This window comes from Deltaproteobacteria bacterium, from assembly GCA_016183175.1.
Lineage (GTDB): Bacteria > UBA10199 > UBA10199 > UBA10199 > SBBF01 > JACPFC01.
Genome location: JACPFC010000130.1, coordinates 1 through 19,465 on the forward strand (window position 1 = coordinate 1; position 19,465 = coordinate 19,465).

20 protein-coding genes and 1 tRNA gene are annotated in these 19,465 nt (G+C 53.7%); 10 read left to right on the forward strand and 11 right to left on the reverse strand.

What is annotated here, in order from left to right:
* A partial coding sequence (locus HYU99_11840) for a hypothetical protein (GenBank protein ID MBI2341038.1) occupies positions 1-140 on the reverse strand: 140 nt, incomplete at its 3' end.
* A gap of 279 nt (positions 141-419) precedes the next feature.
* Here HYU99_11840 and HYU99_11845 point away from each other — a divergent pair.
* On the forward strand, positions 420-755 hold the full coding sequence (locus tag HYU99_11845; protein ID MBI2341039.1) for a type II toxin-antitoxin system RelE/ParE family toxin: 336 nt from the start codon (positions 420-422) through the stop codon (positions 753-755).
* Positions 756-1,049, forward strand: a complete 294-nt coding sequence (locus HYU99_11850) for a helix-turn-helix transcriptional regulator (GenBank protein ID MBI2341040.1) — start codon at positions 756-758, stop codon at positions 1,047-1,049. It abuts the gene before it with no gap.
* 52 nt (positions 1,050-1,101) lie between these two features.
* Here the strand turns inward: HYU99_11850 and HYU99_11855 are convergent.
* The 8 genes from HYU99_11855 to HYU99_11890 all read right to left on the reverse strand — a co-directional run bounded on the left by HYU99_11855 (position 1,102) and on the right by HYU99_11890 (position 7,657).
* Positions 1,102-1,175 (reverse strand) — tRNA-Gly (locus HYU99_11855).
* Between the two features lie 85 nt (positions 1,176-1,260).
* Positions 1,261-2,202, reverse strand: coding sequence for a Ppx/GppA family phosphatase (locus tag HYU99_11860; protein ID MBI2341041.1), 942 nt, complete (start codon positions 2,200-2,202; stop codon positions 1,261-1,263).
* Positions 2,203-2,345: 143 nt separating this feature from the next.
* On the reverse strand, positions 2,346-3,632 hold the full coding sequence (locus HYU99_11865; GenBank protein ID MBI2341042.1) for a PD40 domain-containing protein: 1,287 nt from the start codon (positions 3,630-3,632) through the stop codon (positions 2,346-2,348).
* Positions 3,629-4,456 (reverse strand): cell envelope integrity protein TolA, encoded by an 828-nt coding sequence (locus HYU99_11870; protein ID MBI2341043.1) that lies wholly within the window; start codon positions 4,454-4,456, stop codon positions 3,629-3,631. Before HYU99_11870 ends, HYU99_11865 begins: the two co-directional genes overlap by 4 nt.
* A gap of 13 nt (positions 4,457-4,469) precedes the next feature.
* A complete protein-coding gene (gene tolR, locus HYU99_11875; GenBank protein MBI2341044.1) occupies positions 4,470-4,925 on the reverse strand; it encodes a protein TolR in 456 nt (151 codons plus the stop codon).
* Positions 4,922-5,629: a MotA/TolQ/ExbB proton channel family protein gene (locus HYU99_11880; protein MBI2341045.1), complete on the reverse strand. Its 708-nt coding sequence runs from the start codon at positions 5,627-5,629 to the stop codon at positions 4,922-4,924. The genes tolR and HYU99_11880 overlap by 4 nt, the downstream gene beginning before the upstream one ends.
* 146 nt (positions 5,630-5,775) lie before the next feature.
* Positions 5,776-6,555, reverse strand: a complete 780-nt coding sequence (locus HYU99_11885) for an NDP-sugar synthase (GenBank protein ID MBI2341046.1) — start codon at positions 6,553-6,555, stop codon at positions 5,776-5,778.
* A gap of 49 nt (positions 6,556-6,604) precedes the next feature.
* On the reverse strand, positions 6,605-7,657 hold the full coding sequence (locus HYU99_11890; GenBank protein ID MBI2341047.1) for a phosphotransferase: 1,053 nt from the start codon (positions 7,655-7,657) through the stop codon (positions 6,605-6,607).
* Between the two features lie 98 nt (positions 7,658-7,755).
* On the opposite strand from HYU99_11890, the gene amrB reads away from it, so the two are divergent.
* Positions 7,756-8,559, forward strand: coding sequence for an AmmeMemoRadiSam system protein B (gene amrB / locus HYU99_11895; GenBank protein MBI2341048.1), 804 nt, complete (start codon positions 7,756-7,758; stop codon positions 8,557-8,559).
* 48 nt (positions 8,560-8,607) lie between these two features.
* Here the strand turns inward: amrB and msrB are convergent, their stop codons facing one another.
* Positions 8,608-9,012: a peptide-methionine (R)-S-oxide reductase MsrB gene (gene msrB / locus HYU99_11900; GenBank protein MBI2341049.1), complete on the reverse strand. Its 405-nt coding sequence runs from the start codon at positions 9,010-9,012 to the stop codon at positions 8,608-8,610.
* 25 nt (positions 9,013-9,037) lie between these two features.
* Here msrB and gltX point away from each other — a divergent pair, with 25 nt between their 5' ends.
* Positions 9,038-10,462: a glutamate--tRNA ligase gene (gltX, locus tag HYU99_11905; GenBank protein MBI2341050.1), complete on the forward strand. Its 1,425-nt coding sequence runs from the start codon at positions 9,038-9,040 to the stop codon at positions 10,460-10,462.
* A gap of 46 nt (positions 10,463-10,508) precedes the next feature.
* Complete coding sequence (locus tag HYU99_11910; GenBank protein ID MBI2341051.1) at positions 10,509-12,221, forward strand: hypothetical protein; 1,713 nt, start codon at positions 10,509-10,511, stop codon at positions 12,219-12,221.
* Positions 12,222-12,249: 28 nt separating this feature from the next.
* Here the strand turns inward: HYU99_11910 and HYU99_11915 are convergent, their stop codons facing one another.
* Entirely contained in the window at positions 12,250-13,059 is an 810-nt protein-coding gene (locus HYU99_11915) for an SDR family oxidoreductase (GenBank protein MBI2341052.1), read from the reverse strand.
* Between the two features lie 365 nt (positions 13,060-13,424).
* On the opposite strand from HYU99_11915, the gene HYU99_11920 reads away from it, so the two are divergent.
* The 5 genes from HYU99_11920 to HYU99_11940 all read left to right on the forward strand — a co-directional run.
* Positions 13,425-14,456, forward strand: coding sequence for a radical SAM protein (locus HYU99_11920; protein ID MBI2341053.1), 1,032 nt, complete (start codon positions 13,425-13,427; stop codon positions 14,454-14,456).
* Between the two features lie 8 nt (positions 14,457-14,464).
* The gene (locus HYU99_11925; protein MBI2341054.1) at positions 14,465-15,631 is read left to right on the forward strand and encodes a glycosyltransferase family 4 protein; all 1,167 of its coding nucleotides are present in this window, start codon (positions 14,465-14,467) and stop codon (positions 15,629-15,631) included.
* Complete coding sequence (locus HYU99_11930; protein ID MBI2341055.1) at positions 15,628-16,587, forward strand: inositol phosphorylceramide synthase; 960 nt, start codon at positions 15,628-15,630, stop codon at positions 16,585-16,587. The genes HYU99_11925 and HYU99_11930 overlap by 4 nt, the downstream gene beginning before the upstream one ends.
* A gap of 17 nt (positions 16,588-16,604) precedes the next feature.
* A complete protein-coding gene (locus tag HYU99_11935; protein ID MBI2341056.1) occupies positions 16,605-19,097 on the forward strand; it encodes an MMPL family transporter in 2,493 nt (830 codons plus the stop codon).
* Positions 19,094-19,465: flippase-like domain-containing protein (locus HYU99_11940; GenBank protein MBI2341057.1), on the forward strand; the 372-nt coding region annotated here is incomplete at its 3' end. The genes HYU99_11935 and HYU99_11940, both read left to right, overlap by 4 nt.

Sequence of the window (19,465 nt, forward strand, 5' to 3'; positions counted from 1 at the left end):
CTGATGGTGAGGCAGATGTCGATGAGCCACGGAGGAATGGGGATGATAATCATCGCCAACACGCACACCACAAGGGCGGCGATGATCATGTCGCTGTATCGGCCGACGAGTTCGTTGATATTCCCAAATTTTAATTTCATAAGATATTGAATTTATTAGCCTTTAACTTGGTTAGAATAACAGAATGGATAGAATCGGGCAAGCGGCATCATTACATATTATCGGCAGGAAAGCGATGAAAGTTGCTTACTCCGAGGTTCTTGAGCTTGAGCTGTAATTGTACACTTCGTAGCCTAAACTGTCCGACGAAGGGGGCACACTCCATTCTTCAAATGCAAGCCGGAGGATATTTTGGAATACAAGAAGGATTAAAATAATCCTTGCCCATGTGTCATTATGTTGATACAAGTAGGTATTAAGTGATCCTGGATATCCGCTTCTTTCAGACGGCCCGTGGTGACGAACCTGTAAAGGATTACATCCGGACCCTCCCCGCGAAGGAACGGGCAAGGATCGAAGGGTGTCTTTACACCCTTGGAATCACGGGAAGGCTCGATATGCCCCATGGGAGAAAGCTCGCGGGCTACAAGGGTCTCTACGAGGTTCGCTCCGGCAGACACCGGATTCTTTACGGGATTCACGACGACGAGGCGATCATGTCCACCGCTTTTGTGAAGAAGTCCCAGGAGACCCCCAGGGCGGAGATCGAGGTCGCTCTCAGACGGCTCGCCAATTACGTAAGCCAAGGAGGATAAATGAAGAAACACAATCCCCATCGCGGTTCCAGTTTTTCGGAGTTCTTGAAGGAGGAATTGAAGGACCCGGGATTCCGAAGGGAATTTGAACGGGCGACGGCGGAGATCCTGATTGGTCAGACGGTTCGTCGCATCGCAAAGGAAAAAGGCCTGAGCATTCGCAAACTCGCAACAAGGATGAAAACCAGCATCTCCCAGGTTCGGAGGCTCATGACCGATGCGAACGTGACGGTCGAGGCCCTTGCTCGGTTCGCCGCCGCGACCGGCAAGAGGCTTTCCATTCAGTTAAGGTGACATGTCTTCGAGGATGGTCAGCGGAAATCGCATCCGACTACCTGAAATTCTTTGGAGCGGGCGATGGGAATCGAACCCACACACTCAGCTTGGGAAGCTGATATGCTACCACTACATCACGCCCGCCTAAGAAAAACAAATTCCAAATCTCAATCCGCCTAAGGCGGACCAAATTCCAACGCGGTACTCTTCATCATATAACAAAGTACCCTTACTTCAAGTATTTCTGGTAAAACACGCCATACCGTAATCCCCGGTCCGAAATCACCGCGCTCTTCTGCCTGAAGTAATTCAAAATCTCGTTCAACAACAAGGCGCCGGACAAGATCACGTCGGCCCTCAAAGGCTCCAAGCCGGGCAGTTTCTGGCGCTCCTTAACGGTCTTCGGGGCCACGAGTTCGATTAATTTCTGTATATTGTCTTTCGTCAGCGTCGTTCCATGGACTTTGGCCGGATTGAAAACGGTCATTTGGCGGCGCATGGCGGCCAGGGTTGTGGCCGTGCCGGCGGTGGCGACAAGGAGGCATTTTTGAGGCTCAAACACCGGCGGATAAAAACCGTCCAGCTCGTCCTTCAAACCGTTTTGGATGACCTTGAGCAGACGGTCGAAATCGTTTTTGGAAAGGGGATCGCTTTGCCCATACTGCTCCGTCAAACGCACGGTGCCGAGGCCCAGACTGATTGCCGTTCCCGGATGGGGCTTTTTGGGTGAGAGGGGACCGGTGATGATTTCCGTCGAGCCGCCGCCGATATCCACGACAATCAGCTTTTTGCCACCTCCCCCAAAATCCTTCCATGCGGCATAAAAGGTATACCGCGCCTCCTCTTCTCCCGAAATGACGTCTATTTTGAAACCGCACTCCTTTTTCACTTTATCGATAAAAACAGAGGCGTTGGCGGCATGGCGAAAGGCGGCCGTCCCGACGGCCGATATTTTTTTCACCTTGTGCGCCTCGCAGATTTTTTTGAAACGGGAAAGGACCGCCATCGTGCGGCGCATCGCTTCAGGCAGGAAAAAATGGTTGTTGATCAGCCCCTGGCCCAGGCGCGTGATGACCGACTCGTCGTGGAGCACTTTGATCCCCTTTTTTTGCGGCTCGGCAACAAGAAGGATCAGGGTATTCGTTCCAATATCAATAACGGCATTAATCATAATGCTCAAAAATTCCAAATTCCAAATCAAATTCCAAACAAATTCCAAAAAGACAAACTCCAATGTTCAAGAAAAGCGTTTTTTAATTTTGGTCATTGGTATTTTTTACATTGTTTGGAATTTGGAACTTGTTTTTTGGAATTTTACTTCAGCCGTGGTCCCCAATCCGGATTCACGCATCCGCCGGTATTGGGGATAAGGGTCTGATTGTTGCCGTCATCCAGCATGACGTAAATTCCCGACGCGCCGGCGCGGGCCGACGAAAAGGCGATGTAGCGGGAATCGGGCGACCAGGTGGGGGATTCGTTGTTCCCCTCGTCCCTTGTGAGACGCTGAATGAGCGACCCGTCCGAATTCATCATGAAGATATCAAAGGCCCCCCGGTCGCGGGCGGTAAAGACGATCTTTTGTCCATTGGGGGACCAGTCGGGCTGGTCGTTCTGATAACCGGTGTAGGTGAGCCGCGCCCCGCCGCCGCCGTCGGCCCCCGTGACAAACAAATGGAGGTTGCCGGCCCGCTCCGAGGCAAAGGCGATGCGCGAGCCGTCGGGCGACCAGGCCGGCGAGAGGTCGCTGTTTACCACATTGGTAATCCGGCGAATGATTTTGCCCGAACGGTTCATCAAATAAAGTTCGGTATCGCCCGTGACTGAACTGGCAAAGGCGATGGTGTCGCCGCCGGGCGAAAAGGCGGGGGTGATGTTGGTGGCGTTGTTTCTGGTGAGTTGCTTCAATCCCCCGCCGCCGGAGCTCGCCATGAAAATTTCCGGAAAGCGGGTCTGAAACGAGGTAAAGGCGATCGAGCCGCCGTCCGGCGACCAGTTGGGAGAAATGTTGTTTCCCTTGATTTTGGTGACGTTCCGCTGGCGGGTCCCGTCGATGGCGGTGACAAAAATCTGCCGCCCGTTGATCTTGCCGCAGGCAGAGGCGACTTCGCTGTTGAACGGCCCGGGGGCGCCGGTCAAGGCCTGCAAAAGTTCATCCATGAAGCGGTGAACGGCGACCGGATAATCCTTTTTGCCCACCGTGTACTGCTTGCCCACAAGAAGTTGCCTTGTCTGCGTGTCGTAGAGGCGCATCTCCAAAAGGAGCTTTCCCCCCTTCTCCTCGACAATCCCCTTCACCAGCGCAAAGGCCTCGATGGAAACCCACTTGGCGAAGTCGATGGTTTCGACGTCGGTATCCCCCCCCAGAAAAGAACGCTCGTCCAGCACCTTGAAAAGGCCGGCGATATCCAGGTCGTTTCTGACCAGTTCGGTGATCTCTTTGGTGATCGAGTTGTGTTTCCCCTTGACCGTTGTCAATTCGGGAACGGCGATGGGAAATTTCCGTTCGGAGGCCTCTTCCAGAAGAATGTAGATTTTGGCCCGTGCGGCAAGCGGAGGCAACAGGGAGCAAAAAACAAAAAGGACAAAAAGAGACTTTTTCATAGTGCCTTCGCTCCTAATACGGTTCGTGGGTTGAATTCAATCAAAAACCCTTCGGTGAGCGCCTCCCCCTTTATCTCCTCCGGCGGGGCCGGGAAGGGGGCCGCCCGCTCGATGGCCCGCATGGCGGAGAGATCAAACGACGGGTCGCCCGACTTCAGTTCGTAGTCGGTCCGGATAATGTAACCAACGGCGTCGATCAGCACGTTTATCTGCGTCCTCAGCTGTTTCCCTTCCTCCAGCGTTTTGGGGGTGGTGATCCATTCCTGATTGATCTTTTTTTTCACCGCCACGTAATAGGCGATCAACACGGGGTTTGTCTCGCCGTTCTCGATGTCCAGCGATCCGTAGGGGGACTGGCCGGTCCCCTCCTTTTCAATCTGCGCCGCCTCGATCTGCACCTCCCGTTTTTCCAACTGCTCCTGCACCCGGGCCAGGGCCTCTTCCATCCGTTTGTCAGTCGTCGATTTGGGCGAAATGCCGCCGCTTTCGGCCGTTTTGGCCTTGACCGGCGGGGTCGCTTCGGCCGGCTTCTTTTTTACCGGCGATTCGAAGGTGGTCTTGTCTTTGGCCTTCTCTTTGGGTTTGGTGATGTCCTTTAACGCCTCTTTCTGTTCGCGGATGGTCGATTCGGGCATCCCCTTGGCCTTCTTAAAGGGGGAGGGGCTGGGGGTTTCACCGGTTCCCTTGGTCAGCTTGATCCAGGTGATTTTGGTCTTTCTTTCGGGAAGGAGGCTGAAAAAATTGGGGGAGAGGAAGATGAAAAGAAAGAGGGCTATATGGACCCCAACCGATGTCCACAAGAATTTTCTAAATGAAAGGGGCATGAGTTTATAATATTCATCGGCCTCTTTTCGGTTTCTCTTCTGACCGGGCCTGTTCTTCGGGCACGGTGATCATGCCGACCCGGTCGATGCCGGCCTTTTGGCTCAAGGCCATGACAGCCACCACATAGCCGTACTGGATATTCTTGTCGGCCTTGAGGAAAATCTCCTTTTTTTCCTTGTTTTCAAAAATAGCCTTCAGCTTTTCTTCGAGCGTCTGGACGGTGTAACTTGTGGTCCGGTCGTCCCCCAGAAAAATTTTTCCGTCGTTGTCGATGGAGACGACAAAATCCTCCTTGGCGGCCGAAACCGCCGCCGCGTTCACCTCGGGAAGATCGATGTCGATCCCCTGTTGCAGAAGCGGCGCGGTGATCATGAAGATGATGAGCAACACCAGGACGATATCCACCAGCGGAACGACGTTGATTTCGGCCAGAACCGTCTGGCCGGCCGTGTGATGCAGGAGTTTCATGACGCCGTATCCTCCTCCAGTTTGACAATAAGGTCGTCGGAAAAGAGGTCCATCATTTTGACGACGATTTTAATCCGGTGGACAAAATGATTGTAGGCCACAACCGCCGGAATGGCCGCCGCCAGGCCGATGGCGGTGGCGATCAGCGCCTCGGAAATGTAGGGACCGACGGTGGCCAGAGACGACGAGCCGGCCTTTCCGATGGCCCAGAAGGCGGTCAAAATCCCCCACACCGTCCCGAAGAGGCCGATAAACGGGGCGGCCGAGGCGGTGGTGGCCAGAAACGGGGTGTACTGTTCGAGCTTGTAGATCTCCTCTTCGCGCGTCTGGGCCAGCTTCTGCAGAATGGCGTCTCTACCGCCGTTTTCCCCTTTGGCCTGTTTTTTCAATTGAGGCATCGCCTGCATGGCCACGTTGTAAATTTCATAGAGAGGACCCGACCGGACCCCTTTCTGATGGGTCACATCCTGAAGCGATTTGGCCTGGGTAAAGGCGTTCCAGAACGACTGCGAATCCCCCTGTGCCTGTTTCACCTGGCGGTACTTGTAAAAGATGATGGCCCAGCTCACGACGGAGAAAAAAAGGAGAACAAGGAGGGTGAATTTGACGATCGGATCGGCATCCAAAACCAGGCTTAAAAAACTTTTCTCCTGCAGGGTTTTTTCCGCCTCAATTTGGGCTAACAGGGGAAGCCAAGGTATCATAAACTATTCCTCCTTAATTTTAAGTTCAGCTAACGTTTCAACGAACTCCGCTCCCAAGCCGCTTTATCCGCCACTGGCTTTGCTACTTGGGAACCCTCCTTTCGTTGAAATTTGAAGTGACCAGTATAGTGGGATGCTCCCAAAAATCAACCGCAATTCGTTTTTTGGCCCAATATTTTCCTGAATTTTTCCAAATACTTATTGTAACTCAACCGGACTTTTCGGCGCCTGAACCGGGCATTGGTTTCGTTCAGCCGCTTTAAGGTTCCCACGTCATTCCAATACTCTTTTTGAAAAAAGGCCGCAAGATATTCTCCTCCTTGCAGACGGGGGATGTAATTGTCGCGGATGATGCACGATTTGACCCCCTGTTTTTGATGTTCAAAAAACCGCCGGTCAAGGACATGGACTCCGGTAAAGAAAGTCTCATCGTATTTTTTGTCATCCATCGGTCTTTGAAGGATAGAAACGATGTTTTTGCTTTTGTTGGTGTATAAAATTCCAAAGCTCCGGGCGCGCCCGCTTTTGGCGACTACCAGCGTGGCGTACGGTTTTCGTCTTCGATGAGATTCCATCAGGCGATCAAGCGGCAGATCGGTGATAATGTCGCCGTTTAACACCAAAAAGGGGCCATCTTTAAGAAATTTTTCGGCCTTTTTGATTCCCCCGCCGGTGCCGAGGATCTTTTTTTCCATTGAATACCGGAATTGGAAACCGAATTTTTTTCCGTCGCCGAGGAGTTTTTTGATCTTCCGCCCCAGATAGTGCAGATTGATGACCACGTCGGTGATGCCGTGCTTTTTTAAGAGGGCGAGGTTGTAGAAGATCAGCGGGATGCCGTCAACCGGGATGAGCGGCTTGGGGATCCGATGCGTCAGAGGGCGAAGCCGGGTTCCCAATCCGGCGGCAAGGAGCATGGCTTTCATAAAGACAGTGGATAGTGGATGGTGGATAGTGAATGGTCAACAGCTCTTTTCATGTTTTTTCCCTCAGTTCAGGCAGATATTTTGCAATTAACCTCGTCAGTTCCGCATAGTCTTTCTGCCTTCCCAGCGCCTTTTGCACATAGCGAAGCGAGGCGGGGACGCTTTTCAAAAATGAATCGTTTTTCTTGACTGTTTTGATGTATTGAAACCGTCCCGCGTCCTTGAGTTTGCGCTGGATCGTGATCAGGTCGAAATCGTTGCGGATCGCCTTGATCTTTGCGTGGTAGGAATGGCCGGCATCGATTTTTTTCGCGTAGTATTCCTGAAGCCCCGCTATCTCCGCCGGCGACAGCTCGACATACGAATCGCGCAAAAGGGCGACAAGGTCGTAGAGGAGAGGCCCCGTCAAGGCGTCCTGAAAATCGATCAGCCGGAGACTGTCGTTTTGCACCATCAGATTCCGGCTCTGAAAATCGCGGTGGGTAAAGCCTTGAGGCATTTGGACGATTTTTTGCGTGATATCGCGGGTCAGCTCCGCAAATTTCTTTTTGTCCGTCGCCGGCACCTTGATCTGCAGGCGGTCTTCGATGCCGTATTCCAAAAAATGGTCGAATTCCCAATTGAGAAGATCGGCGTCGAATGTTCGATAGGCGGCGATGCAATCTTTCGGCGGTGCGGCACGGCTGTTTTTTTGCAAAAGGGCCAGGAGGTCGAGCGCCTTTTCATACCACCCGGTTCTCTGCGCCGAGGGCAAATCACGAACGGTTTTTTCAAGCGTGACATCGCCAAAATCTTCCAAAAGGAGAAGGCCGTCGTTTTTGGAGTAGGCCAGGGTGTCGGGAACCGGCAGGCCGAGCGACTTCAGATATTTTTGGACATTGATAAACGGCAGTTCGTTGATTTTTTTTGATGTCTTGGTGATTTCTTCCGACACCGATGAAAGACCGGCCGGAATTTTCATGACGATCAAGCTTTTCCCGTCGTCGAATTTCAGGCGGTAATATTCCCGGGTGCTGGCGTCGCCGGAGAGTTTTTGGAGCTGGAAGGGGTTTTGGGGGATTTTGGTTTGGGACGTCAGCAGTTCACGGATAATCCTATCCACTTCGAATGTGTAACATGCGCCAGTCGGAGGTGTCAAACGGGACGGCAAAAAAGTTGCCTGATTTTTTTGTGCCGTCTATAATGCCCGTGGAGGTTATCATGATTCGCCTTCCCGCCGTTGCCGGTCAATTCTATTCCGCCAATCCTGCCCAACTCAAGAAAGATTTGGCCTCGATGATCTCCGAGGCGTCGCAAAAAATCCGCGCCAAAGGAATCATCGTCCCGCATGCCGGTTATATGTATTCCGGCAAGGTGGCAGGGCAGGTCTATTCTAAAGTTGAAATCCCGGACCAGCTCATCATCCTTTCTCCAAACCATACGGGAGTGGGAGTTCCTTTCTCGATCATGAACCGCGGCGCTTGGCGATTGCCGATGGGCGATGCCAAGATCGACGAAGATCTTGCCGACAAACTGATGAAAGAATTTGACTCTCTTGAAATCGACGCAATGGCCCATGCACGGGAACACTCACTGGAGGTGCAAATTCCGTTCGTGCAATATCTGAAAAAAGATTTCGCGTTCGTGCCGGTGACAATCGGGCATGTCCCTTATCCCCTCTGCAAGGAATTTGGAGAGGCCATCGCCCGGATTGTGGCAAAAGAGAAAGATACAATCCTGATTATCGCTTCTTCGGACATGAATCATTACGAAGAACACAACCGGACATTGGAGAAAGACCAATGGGCCATCGACGAAATTTTAAAGAAAGACCCAAAAGGTTTGTACGAGACCGTTCACGACAAGGATATTTCAATGTGTGGGATTATCCCGACAACCGTCATGCTTATCGCCTGCAATCAGCTGGGAACCAAAAAGGCGGAGTTGGTGGATCACAAGACTTCCGGCGATGTAAGCGGGGATTATTCGGGGGTTGTCGGGTATGCGGGAGTAATCGTTTCGTAGGGGCGCCATTTATGGCGCCCGCCAATGGGAGTGTAATAAATTGCTCCTCTATGATTTCTCGAATTTCAATGAAACTGAATTGATGCAATAACGAAGGCCTGTCGGTTTCGGGCCATCATCGAAGACATGCCCCAGATGGGCGCCGCATTCGCGGCATTTCACCTCAACCCGCCGCATGCCGTGGCTTGAATCTTCTTCCTCTTCGACATTCCCGTCTTTCATCGGCTGATAAAAACTGGGCCAGCCGGTGCCGGAGTCGAATTTTGACCCGGACGAAAAAAGCTCCGCGCCGCAACAGACGCACTTGTACATGCCGGGATCTTTGGTCTTGTTGTATTCGCCGGTAAACGCCCGCTCCGTCCCCTTTTCGCGGCAGACATGATATTGTTCGGGGGTTAACTTTTTTCGCCACTCCTCATCGCTTTGGACAATCTTTTTTGTCTTGTCGCTCATGGAACAAGCCTATATGTAGACCTTCGTGACGTCAAACCAGAAACCCCGGCTTCGTTTTGCCCCCAGCCCCACCGGCCACCTTCACATCGGCGGGGCGCGGACGGCGCTGTATAATTATCTGCTGGCCCGGCAGATCGGGGGGACATTCATTTTACGGATCGAAGATACCGATCGGGAGCGCTCCACCCCGGAATCGATTCAGGCGATCCTCGACGGGATGAAATGGCTGGGGCTTGACTGGGACGAAGGCCCCTTTTTTCAGACCAAACGGTTTGATCTCTATCAACAACATATCGACAAACTCCTCAAAGAGGGAAAAGCCTATCCCTGCTTTTGCACCGCGGAAGAACTTGACCGAAAACGCAAGCAGGCTCATGCCGAAAAGAGAAAACCGATGTACGACCGGACCTGCCTCAAGCTCCCGGAGGCGGAGGTAAAACAAAAAATCGACTCCGGCGCCCCCCATTGTATTCGTTTCAAATCGCCCGATGCGGGAGCAACGGTGGTGAACGACGTCATCAAGGGAGAAGTAACGGTCGCCAACAAGGAGCTGGATGATCTGATTATCCGCCGGACTGATGGAAGTCCGACGTATAATTTCACCGTCGTGGTGGACGATGTGACCATGGGGATCACGCATGTTATTCGCGGCGATGACCATTTAAACAACACCCCGAGACAGATCCAGCTCTATCAGGCATTAGACTATTCTCTCCCGATATTCGCCCATGTCCCGATGATTTTGGGATCGGACAAACAACGCCTGTCCAAACGCCATGGCGCCACCTCCGTCATGGCTTATAAAGAGATGGGCTACTTGCCGGACGCCCTGTTGAATTACCTCGCCCGTCTCGGCTGGTCGTGCAAGGATCAGGAGGAATTCACGCGGGAGGAGCTGATTGAAAAATTTTCGCTCGAAAACTGTTCGGTCTCGCCCGGCATCTTCAATCCTGAAAAACTCCTCTGGTTGAACGGCGTTTATATCCGGAAGGCCAAACCTTCGGTGCTTGCCGAACTGACAATCCCCTTTCTTGAAAAAAAGGGAATTCAAAATATCGATGGGACGATTCTCCTTGAAGGAATCAAAGTCTGCCAGGAAAAAGTCAAGACCTTGGTCGAAATGACCGACATGGTCGATTTCTTTTTCATGGAGGTTGAGCCGGATGAGAAGTTGAAGGCAAAATTTTTTACGGACGAAACAAGGCCCAATCTCGAAAAGGTTATCGAGCGCCTGACTTCCCTTAAATCGTGGACCCACGACGCCATCGCCAAAATATTCAATGATTTGGTTTCCGAAACGGGGCTCGGTCTCGGAAAGATCGCCCAGCCGGTCCGCGTGGCCTTAACCGGCCGGACGGTCAGCCCCGGCGTGTTTGAAATCATCCGGATTCTGGGAAAAGAAAAAACAGTTGAGCGAATCCAAAAATTTTCGCGAGGGCTTGGTGTGTGAATTACATGCACCGAGTGGTGTTTCACCACAGGACAAAACATACAAAATGATGAAAAAATGCTTCGGCCTGGTCTTTTGTTTCGCCCTCCTTGTCCCCACCCTTCTCCACGCCGTCAGCACCCCCAATGTTCCTCCGGCCTCTCCCCTCTACGCGCAGATAGACAAGCTGATCGCCTTTGGGCTTGTCAAGTCGGCCGTTTACGGCCAGCGCCCCTGGAGCCGGAACGAAATGGCCCGGCTGACCTCGGAGGCGCTCAAAAAATTCGGGGAAAAATGCCCGCCGGAAGCCGGTCCGCCGTCAGCCGGTGAAACAAGCCCGAAGGCCTGCGGTTTTATCGGCGATATCCTCGACTCGCTGAAACGGGAATTTCGGGATGAAATGATCGCCCGGGGCGATCAGGAAGGAAAAAGAAAAAATATCGACATTCACATGATAGACACCGGTTCGGTTGAATTCCTTTTCACCAGCGCCGAGTTTCGCGCCGTTCCGGCGGACAACGGCCTTGGCGCCATCGACGCCCGGGTCAATCCGTTCACCACCTATAAAGAAGGGGCGCATACGGTTAGAGGGGCCGACTTTGCGATCGAGGCCGACCACTGGGCCCGGCTTTCAAAATACGCCTCCCTCTATCTCCGGCCCCGTTTCACGGCGCTGGTTGATTACCAGGGAGACGGCCGCGCCGATGTCACCCTGCAAAACGCCTACGCCAAGTTCAATATCGCCAACTTCGAGATAGAGGCCGGACGCGACGCCGTTCTCTGGGGACATTCCACCGAAGGGGGGGTGCTGGCCTCAACCCATGTCCGTCCGATGGACCTGGTCAAAATTTCCAACGACAGTCCGTTTAAACTGCCATGGATCTTCAGGCATCTGGGGTACAACAAGTACACCTTTTTCGTGTCGACCCTCGGTCCTGAATCCATTTTCAAAAACGCCCTGATGTACGGATTTGCCGCCTCGCTCAAGCCGGCCTCATTCATTGAACTGGGCTTTGAGCACCAATTCACTTTCGGGGGCGAAGGGGCCCCCGACATCGATTTTCTCGACCTTTTGAGCGAGTTCTTTTTATACCGAAGAAATGGGGGAGGACTTAACAGCGCCAACGACGGCGACAACCGGTTCGGATTGAATGTCCGAATCCAGATCCCCCGGCTCCGTAACACGACCCTCTACGCTGAAGGGATTTTTGAAGACTATGGCAAGGAATCCTTTTTTCATCAGTTCACCCAGCAGATGGCCTTTCAATCGGGCGTCACCATTCCCCTCCTGACTTCCAACGGAAAAAACAGCCTTCGGCTTCAATACGAACACATCCCGGCCGCTTATGGACGGCACGGCCTCTGGATTTCGGGCCTGTCGCAGAACGGACTTTCCCGCGGTTCCCCTTACGGGTCTCAAAGCCAGACTGTTTCCGCGGAATGGGGGCATCTGTTTTCATTGCGGAAACGGTTGAACGTACGGGCCATGTATACCAACAACGGCGACGACCAGTTCACCACCACTCCCTCATCGAGCGGAGGGCCTGACCGCGTCATAAAAACAGTGGACAATCCGCAGGAGCACCGTTTTCTCGTGGAGGGGGCCATAACCTGGCCTCTTTCGCGACGCTGGACGGTCGAGCCGCAGGTGGGTTACGAGTATGCGGCCAATTTCAACTTCATCCAAAACGACGATCGGCAGAACATCGCCCTTGGCATCGTATTGACGCACGATTTCGGCCTTTCCGGATTTTTACCCCGTGAAATCCGCGCCCGATAATTTTTCAGGCAGGACGAAACCGACAAAATCATTCCGGGAGGGTGGGGAGCAAAAATCGAATGATCCCTCTCTCGATCAAGGCGGGAAAAAGGCGGTCGGCCAGTTTATATGCGAACCAGTAACGCGGGCAGGTCATCTCCTTTCTGCCATGGATTATCGCATGAAGAATTGATTTTACCAGGAAGGCCTCTCCGGTCCCTTTGAGTTGCTTTTTTCGATAGACATGGTCGGCCATCCCCAGGGCGCGCCGATGAAAGGCGTTGTCGATGACGCCCGGTTGAACCTCCAGCACCCGGATGCACCAGCGGAAAAGTTCGATCCTCAAGCCCTGTGAAATGGAGTGGAGCGCCGCCTTGCTCGCTGAATAGGCAATCAGGTGGGGTTGCCCATGGAAGGCGGCAACCGACGAGACGTTCACGATCAGCCCCGATTTTTGGGGCTTCATGAGAGGGAGCGCCTCTCTCGTCACTTGCAGTACCCCCGAAATATTGGTGTCGATCACCTCCCTTAAGTTATCGATCGAGATCCGATCCAGCGGCCCAAAGACGCCAAGGCCGGCATTGTTGACAAGGATGTCAACCCGGCCGTATTCCCGCGCGATTTTTTCAAAGGCCCTCTTGACCGACGCCGCATCGCGGACATCGCAGGGCAACACGCAGAATCGGGCCCCAGCCGGCGACAGCTCCAGGACAAGCTCTTGAAGCCGCTTTTCGGACCGCGCCATGAGGCAGAGAGTCGCCGGAGTGCCGGCCATCTGCCGCGCCATTTCGGCGCCGATGCCGCTGGAGGCCCCGGTGATGACGATCACCTTGTTTGAGAAAAAATCGTAATTCTTCATACGAGCCGTTAAAAACCTTGCCAGTCGCGATCAGTCATAGTATCTGGTGGCGATAGCATAATCGGGAAGGGGAAGTGTAGGTATTTTTACTTAAAAAGGTTCAAGCGAGCCATCTGGCTATTTAACTCCGCAAAGTCTGCAACTTTGCTACGCAGGCAAGCAAAGCTTGCCTTTGTGGGCCAGTGGCGAGCGCGGGGCTACAAGCCCCAGCTTAGCTGGGGCGCGTAGCAAACACAGCGTGTTTGCGAAGTGGAAATCGTTGGCCATTTGAGGCCCGAAATCCATGACGCGAGTAGCTCCGCCACACCTTAAGGTGAGGCGGAAAACGGGCCGAAAGGGCCCCAAATACAATGAAAAAAAGGGGAATGTTCAAGAAATACCTTCAGACATTCGGGTACGCCTGGAAAAATTACAGGGCCGGGGAGGCGATTTATCCGTTTTACGCCTCTCTCAAGGTTTCCAACGTCTGCGCCTCCAAATGCCCCTACTGCGACCTCTGGAAGGAGATGCGGGAAAATCCGATGATCCTCCCCAAGGAAAAATGCTTTCAGATCCTCGACAACCTCGAGCGTTCAAGCATCCTCTGCGTCAGTTTTGAAGGGGGAGAGCCCTTTCTCCACAAGGACATTGTCGAGATACTCAAATATGCGGCGACAAAACCATTTTTCACCGAGCTGACCTGTAGCGCCAAACCGAACCATATGGGGCGATATCCCATCAGGGAGGCGTCTCCCTACCTCGATTTTCTCCATTTCTCCATCGACGAGGGGCACGAAAATCTCGAGCTCTACGACCACCTGCATGAATTGCGGGGTTGCCACCCCAAAATGAGCGTCCAGATTGTCGTCAGCCGGGAAACAATCAGGGAACTGGAATGGAAGGTAAAACGGATTCACGAATACGGCATGTGGACAATCATCATGCCCGCGGCCCCTCTGGACAAGGCGGAAAACGTCCTTCCGAATCTGGCGGATTTTGTGGCCGAGGTGGCCCGTCTTAAAAGGAAATACCGGCGGACGATTCTCACGAGCGATTTCATGCTGGCCAACCTGCTCAAATCGCCGGGGGGGTGCTCTGCGGCCTCGATTGTCATTGATGGAGGGGGAAAACTCTACTACCCCTGCCGGGTCCTCGAAAAAAAGACCGTCGATTTGTCCCACCACCCCTTAAACGGCTTTGTGACCTCCCCGGAGGCCGGGGTCGAAAGGGACTTCATGAAACGCTGTGATCGTCCCTGCGGATGGTGCCAATATTACGGGACGGTCTCCGCAACCAGCGTTCCGGGCACCTACCACGCCCTGAAGCCGTGGATCCAGTACGCCATCACCAACCAACTGCGCCGGATAAAAGGGCGCCCCCCGTCCGAGTTGAAGCCCGTTTATCAGCGAGCCCTTTAAGCAAAAAAATGCAAAAGAGAATTGTCCTTGTCATGAATGAAGACCACCGCATCTTCTACAGCGGTGTCACCCGTTTTGTCATGGAAATCGCCCCCCGTCTGGCAAAACGCTATGAAGTGACTCTCGTATCAACCCGTTCCGAGAACGGGATGAGAAGGGAGAATTTGAGCGAGGGGGTCTCGGTGGTGCAATTTCCCATGTATCGGCTCCCTTTTCCCAACACCTATATCCCGCGGTTTGGCGGAGATCTTGTTCCCCTTTTGAATCGAAGCGATCTTGTTTTTATCCAGACCTTCGATCTTCTCGAGCCCCTGATTCGCGCAAGGAGATTAAAAAAACCGGTTCTTTTTTATTTTCACGCGCTCGACTGGGAAATGCTTCCCCGCGCATGGGGGCTTAAAAAAACCCGCCCGCTGGCGGCCTCGCCGCTGGCGGCTTCGCTTATCCGCAAATTCTGGGCCTGGTGTGCCTCGCGCGTCTCCCATGTCTGTCTCCCTTCCCCCTCCTATGCCCGCTATCTGGCGGAATCGAACGTGAAGACCCCTTGTTCGTGGATTCCTCCGGGAATCGACACCGACCGGTTTTGTCCGGCCGGGGACAAAGATGCGGCCAAAACCTTGATCGGCATTTCCCCCGAAAATTTCGTGATCGGTTTTGTGGGGAGGCTCTGGCCCGACAAAAATCTCGATTTATTGCTCGACCTTTTTGCCCGACTGCATGAGCATAAGACCGAAACCAGGTTGCTCATCGTGGGGAAGGGTTTCAAACGATTGGAGCAGAGGGCGGCCGGCCAGCCGGGCGTTGTGTGGGTCGGTCCTCAAAACGATGTGGCCCCCTACTACCAGGCCATGGATCTTTTCTGTCATTTTGTCGGCCCCAACGAGACCTCCTCTTTTGTAACGATGGAGGCGATGGCCTGCAGTGTTCCGGTGATTGTGAATGCCGAGGCCCTCCCGCGCGACTATGTGGAAAACGGGGTTGACGGTTTTGTCATCGATCCCCCCAACAACTTAAGCCAGGCTGAAAACCGCATCCTTAAGCTTCTCGAAGACGCAACCTTGAGAGAGCGGATGGGAGCCAGAGGGCGCGAAAAAATGGTGAAGTCGTTTCGGTGGGACGAAACGGTGAACCGGCTCGGGGATCTGATTGAGCATTATACGGAGGTTTCTTCATGAAAAGGGCGTTTGTCCTGACGGCGCTTTTTTTCGGTTATCTGTGGTTTCACCGGTTTATGGGGGGAATCACGCTGAACCACTTCCTTTTTGGATCGCTTATCCTTGCCCTTTATTTTGGTCACCGCGCCACTCGTTATTTTCTTGTTCTCGCCTCTCCGCTCCTCTTGAAGGAGATGCTCTACGATTCGCTCCGCTACATCCCCTTTGACTGGTTACAGCCGATCCACGTCAAGGATTTGCACGACTGGGACCTCTCCCTTTTCGGAATCGCCTGCGGCACGGGTCCCGCGGTTCAGGGAATCCACGAATGTCTTTTGAAATTTTCCCATCCCTTTTTCGACGCTGTTTTTGGCGCCCTCTATCACACCCTCATGCCGGTGATGTTCGTCATCCTTCTCGTCCTCTGGAAACTCAAAAATGACGAGACCGCCGCCCGTTACGCGGCGGCCTTTCTGGCCATGAATCTTCTGGCCTTTTTAACCTACATCTTTTTCCCCGCGGCGGCCCCCTGGTATGTGGCCCAGTACGGATTTGCCCCTCCCCTTCATCCGATGGCGGGAAATCCCGCCGGTCTTGTCCATTTCGATTCCCTGATCGGCATGGACCTCTCGTTTCGCATCTACAGCATGAACCCCGTTGTCTTTGGGGCGGTTCCGTCGATGCACGCCGGCTTTACAATGCTCGGCGCGCTCTATGCCTACAAGGCGGGGAAGCCATTCGGTTTTTTTATGGCGGTTTATACGCTCGTCATGTGGGTGGCGGCCCTTTATCTGCAACATCACTATTTCATCGATCTGGTTTGGGGAATGGCCTATGCCCTGGCCGTTTTTGGGCTCATGGAGGGGTGGCTTTTGTCCCGGGTGAACAGGGGGTATCGCCGCCTGCTCCCCTTTTTGCTTGACGCCAAAAACCCTGTTGAGGCCGGAGAAGAGGTCGTCCTTGAGGGAGAGAAATAAGGGGAGCTGTTGTCATCATGCGAAGATTATTCACCCGAATCCAGAACTTCATCTTTTTGCATTACCGCCTTGTCCTGCTGACGGGACTCATCATCACCCCGTTTGCGACTTACTACATGACCCGGCTCAAACTGGATTCCGATCTCTCCCATCTTCTCCCCTCCCGGACCCCCAGCGTGCAAAGTCTTCAACGCCTCCAGAGGGAGTTCCAGCGCGGCGGGCTTGTCGTCGGGGTTATCGAGGGGAAGTACCAAACGGCCACCCGTTTTTTGGACGCCTTGGCTGACGATTTGAGGGGGATGAAAGGGGTTTCCTACGTCGACTCCCAAAAACCGCTGGAATTTTTTAAACGGCATGGCGCCCTTTTTTTAAGCCGGGAGGATCTGGAAGAGATCATCAACCGCCTCGTCCGCTCCAAAGAGGCGATTAAAGAGGGGGCCGATCCCCGATTTTCGCGTTTCATGAATTTTCTGGAAGGGGATGAAGATCCTTTTCGCTTTGAGGACATCGAGGCGAAATACAGCGAGAGGGGGATTCTCCCGAAGAGGGCCGTCGATCCCTATTATGTCGATGACGAGCAGAACACCGTCGCCTTCATGATCCGGGGGGATGTCGGCACCCTCGATTTCAAAACGGCGCGCGATTTTCTGTCCCGCATCAGAACGGAGACGGATCGCCGACTGGCCCAAGGGATAGAGTACCGGAATCTGAAGGTTCATTATACGGGAGACCTGACCCAGTTTGTCGAACAGACCGAACGCCTGAAAAGCGAGATCAGCCGCGTCCTGCTGATTGTCTTTTTCCTGATTGCCCTTCTGATTTATTTTTTCTACCGGCGGATTGCCTCCGTCGTTTTGATCTGCCTCCCCCTGGCGGTTGGCCTTGTCTGGACGGCGGCCCTCACCTGGTTTCTCATCGGCCACATCAACATCATGACCAGTTTCGCCGGTGGGGCTCTCCTCGGGTTGGGGAGCGATTATGGCATTTACCTCTTGAGCCGATTTTTTCAGGAAAACCGGAAAGAGGCGTCATTCAGACAGGCCCTTCTCAACACCTTCACCCGGACATCCCGGGCCGTCATCAGCGCCTGCTGGACCACCGTGGCGGTCCTTGCCGTTCTGCTGATCCCCGATTTCAAGGCATCCTACGAATTCGGGCTGATCGGCATCGTTGGAATGGCGGTGACCGCCGTCATGATGTTTGTCTATCTGCCCGCCCTGATAGTCTGGTTCCACCATTTGGGGTTGTTGAAAAACGAGATCAAAGTTTTGCCGGATGTTTTGGGACAGCTTGTTCCGGCAACGAGATTGTCCCCTTTTTTATCGAGTGCACTGGTCGGGCTTTTTCTTGTCGTGGGGGCTTTGAGTCTTTATGCGGGGCGCAACCGGCTATCCCTGGAGCATAACCTGAAACAATTTCAATCCTACAACCCTCCCCTCCCCTCGCTGGTCTGGGAAAAAAAGGCGCGGGAGGCCCTGGGGGCCGCCTTCAACCCCACGGCGGTGATTGTTGACGGAAAAGAGGAGGAAAAATTCGTCACCGCCGAACTTGACCGGCAAAAAAACGGATCGGGAGGGGTGATCCGGGATGTAGTTTCGCTTTCCAGCCTTGTTCCCGATCGTCAGGAGGAAAAAATCCGCCTGATCCGCCGAATTCAGAAAGAGCTTGCCGGTCTTCCGGCGGACGTGCGGGAGGCCGGCCGTTTTTTTGCAACACAGCTCGAGCGGACAATATCCGAAGGGGATATCCCCGGCGAAATCAAACGCCTCTTTCTCCCGACGGAACCTTCAAGTGAAAGCAGGCTTGTCCTGGTGCATCCGGGGATCAAAAGGGAGACCTCGGAGGCGATCAAGGCCTTTGCCCATGAACTGCGGGATATCCCCACGCCGGGAGGGAGGCGGATCACGGCCAGCGGAGAGTATCTCGTGCTGGCCGATATTCTGGAGATCATCGAAAAATCGGCCTTTCCCCTTTTGGGTTTGAGCCTCGCCGTCCTTTTTGCGATCGTCGGACTCGATTTCAGGAGTCTCTCGATCGGCGCGGTGCAGGTCCTTTCGCTCTCCCTTGGGGTGGCGGTCATGATCGGCGGCATGCGGCTGGCCGGCCTTCATTTTAATGTCTTCAACATCGCTCTCATCCCCGTCATTCTCGGCACCGGCATCGACGGCTTTATCCATTTGCACCATCGCTATCTGGAAAATGAACCGGACCCTTCCCTTCGGGGCGCCCTTCTTTCCATGATCGGCCCGATCACCCTCTCCAGCCTTACCTCGGTGATCGGTTTTGGGGGATTTGTCCTCTCCGGCAACGACGGCTTGAGAACCATCGGGGCGATGGCCATTTGCGGGCTTCTCTCCGTCTATGCCGTCACTGTTGCGTTCTATCCGGCCCTGCTCCATCTTCGGGCAAAATTCAAAAAACGGTCCCATGCCCTCCTGCCCTCCGGGGCGGATGTAGGGGTCACGAGACCCAAGCCACCAGGTGGCAAGGGATTGATCGACACCCTATGAAGTTGGCGCGCATTTCACTGACTTTTCTTTCCTATTTGAGCCCGCTCATTTTTTTTCTCCTGCTTCTCTTGCGGTTTGACCTTTCTCAACTCTTCTCCTTTTTCCTCGAAGCGGAGCCGGCATGGCTTTTGGCCGGAGCGGCCCTTGTCCCTTTTTCCGTTGTCTTGCTTGCCGTCTGCTGGAGATTTCTTCTCGTTCCCTCATCCCTTCCTTTTCGCCGTCTCTTTTTTGTCCTTTCGCGGTGGGCCATGGCCGAACAGATACTCCCTGTCCGCATGAGCGAAGGGGTCAAGATTTTTTACTTCGGCATGGAGGACAAAATGGGAAAGACACGGACCTTGTCGGCCGTTTTCGGCGAGGAGGTGGCC

Bases quoted from the DNA above. Each gene is read 5' to 3' on its own strand.
- HYU99_11850 (MBI2341040.1), top strand. From the start codon at position 756: ATGAAGAAACACAATCCCCATCGCGGTTCCAGTTTTTCGGAGTTCTTG.
- HYU99_11860 (MBI2341041.1), bottom strand. From the start codon at position 2,202: ATGATTAATGCCGTTATTGATATTGGAACGAATACCCTGATCCTTCTT.
- HYU99_11865 (MBI2341042.1), bottom strand. From the start codon at position 3,632: ATGAAAAAGTCTCTTTTTGTCCTTTTTGTTTTTTGCTCCCTGTTGCCT.
- HYU99_11870 (MBI2341043.1), bottom strand. From the start codon at position 4,456: ATGCCCCTTTCATTTAGAAAATTCTTGTGGACATCGGTTGGGGTCCAT.
- tolR (MBI2341044.1), bottom strand. From the start codon at position 4,925: ATGAAACTCCTGCATCACACGGCCGGCCAGACGGTTCTGGCCGAAATC.
- HYU99_11880 (MBI2341045.1), bottom strand. From the start codon at position 5,629: ATGATACCTTGGCTTCCCCTGTTAGCCCAAATTGAGGCGGAAAAAACC.
- HYU99_11885 (MBI2341046.1), bottom strand. From the start codon at position 6,555: ATGAAAGCCATGCTCCTTGCCGCCGGATTGGGAACCCGGCTTCGCCCT.
- amrB (MBI2341048.1), top strand. From the start codon at position 7,756: ATGATTCGCCTTCCCGCCGTTGCCGGTCAATTCTATTCCGCCAATCCT.
- msrB (MBI2341049.1), bottom strand. From the start codon at position 9,012: ATGAGCGACAAGACAAAAAAGATTGTCCAAAGCGATGAGGAGTGGCGA.
- HYU99_11910 (MBI2341051.1), top strand. From the start codon at position 10,509: ATGATGAAAAAATGCTTCGGCCTGGTCTTTTGTTTCGCCCTCCTTGTC.
- HYU99_11915 (MBI2341052.1), bottom strand. From the start codon at position 13,059: ATGAAGAATTACGATTTTTTCTCAAACAAGGTGATCGTCATCACCGGG.
- HYU99_11920 (MBI2341053.1), top strand. From the start codon at position 13,425: ATGTTCAAGAAATACCTTCAGACATTCGGGTACGCCTGGAAAAATTAC.
- HYU99_11925 (MBI2341054.1), top strand. From the start codon at position 14,465: ATGCAAAAGAGAATTGTCCTTGTCATGAATGAAGACCACCGCATCTTC.
- HYU99_11930 (MBI2341055.1), top strand. From the start codon at position 15,628: ATGAAAAGGGCGTTTGTCCTGACGGCGCTTTTTTTCGGTTATCTGTGG.
- HYU99_11935 (MBI2341056.1), top strand. From the start codon at position 16,605: ATGCGAAGATTATTCACCCGAATCCAGAACTTCATCTTTTTGCATTAC.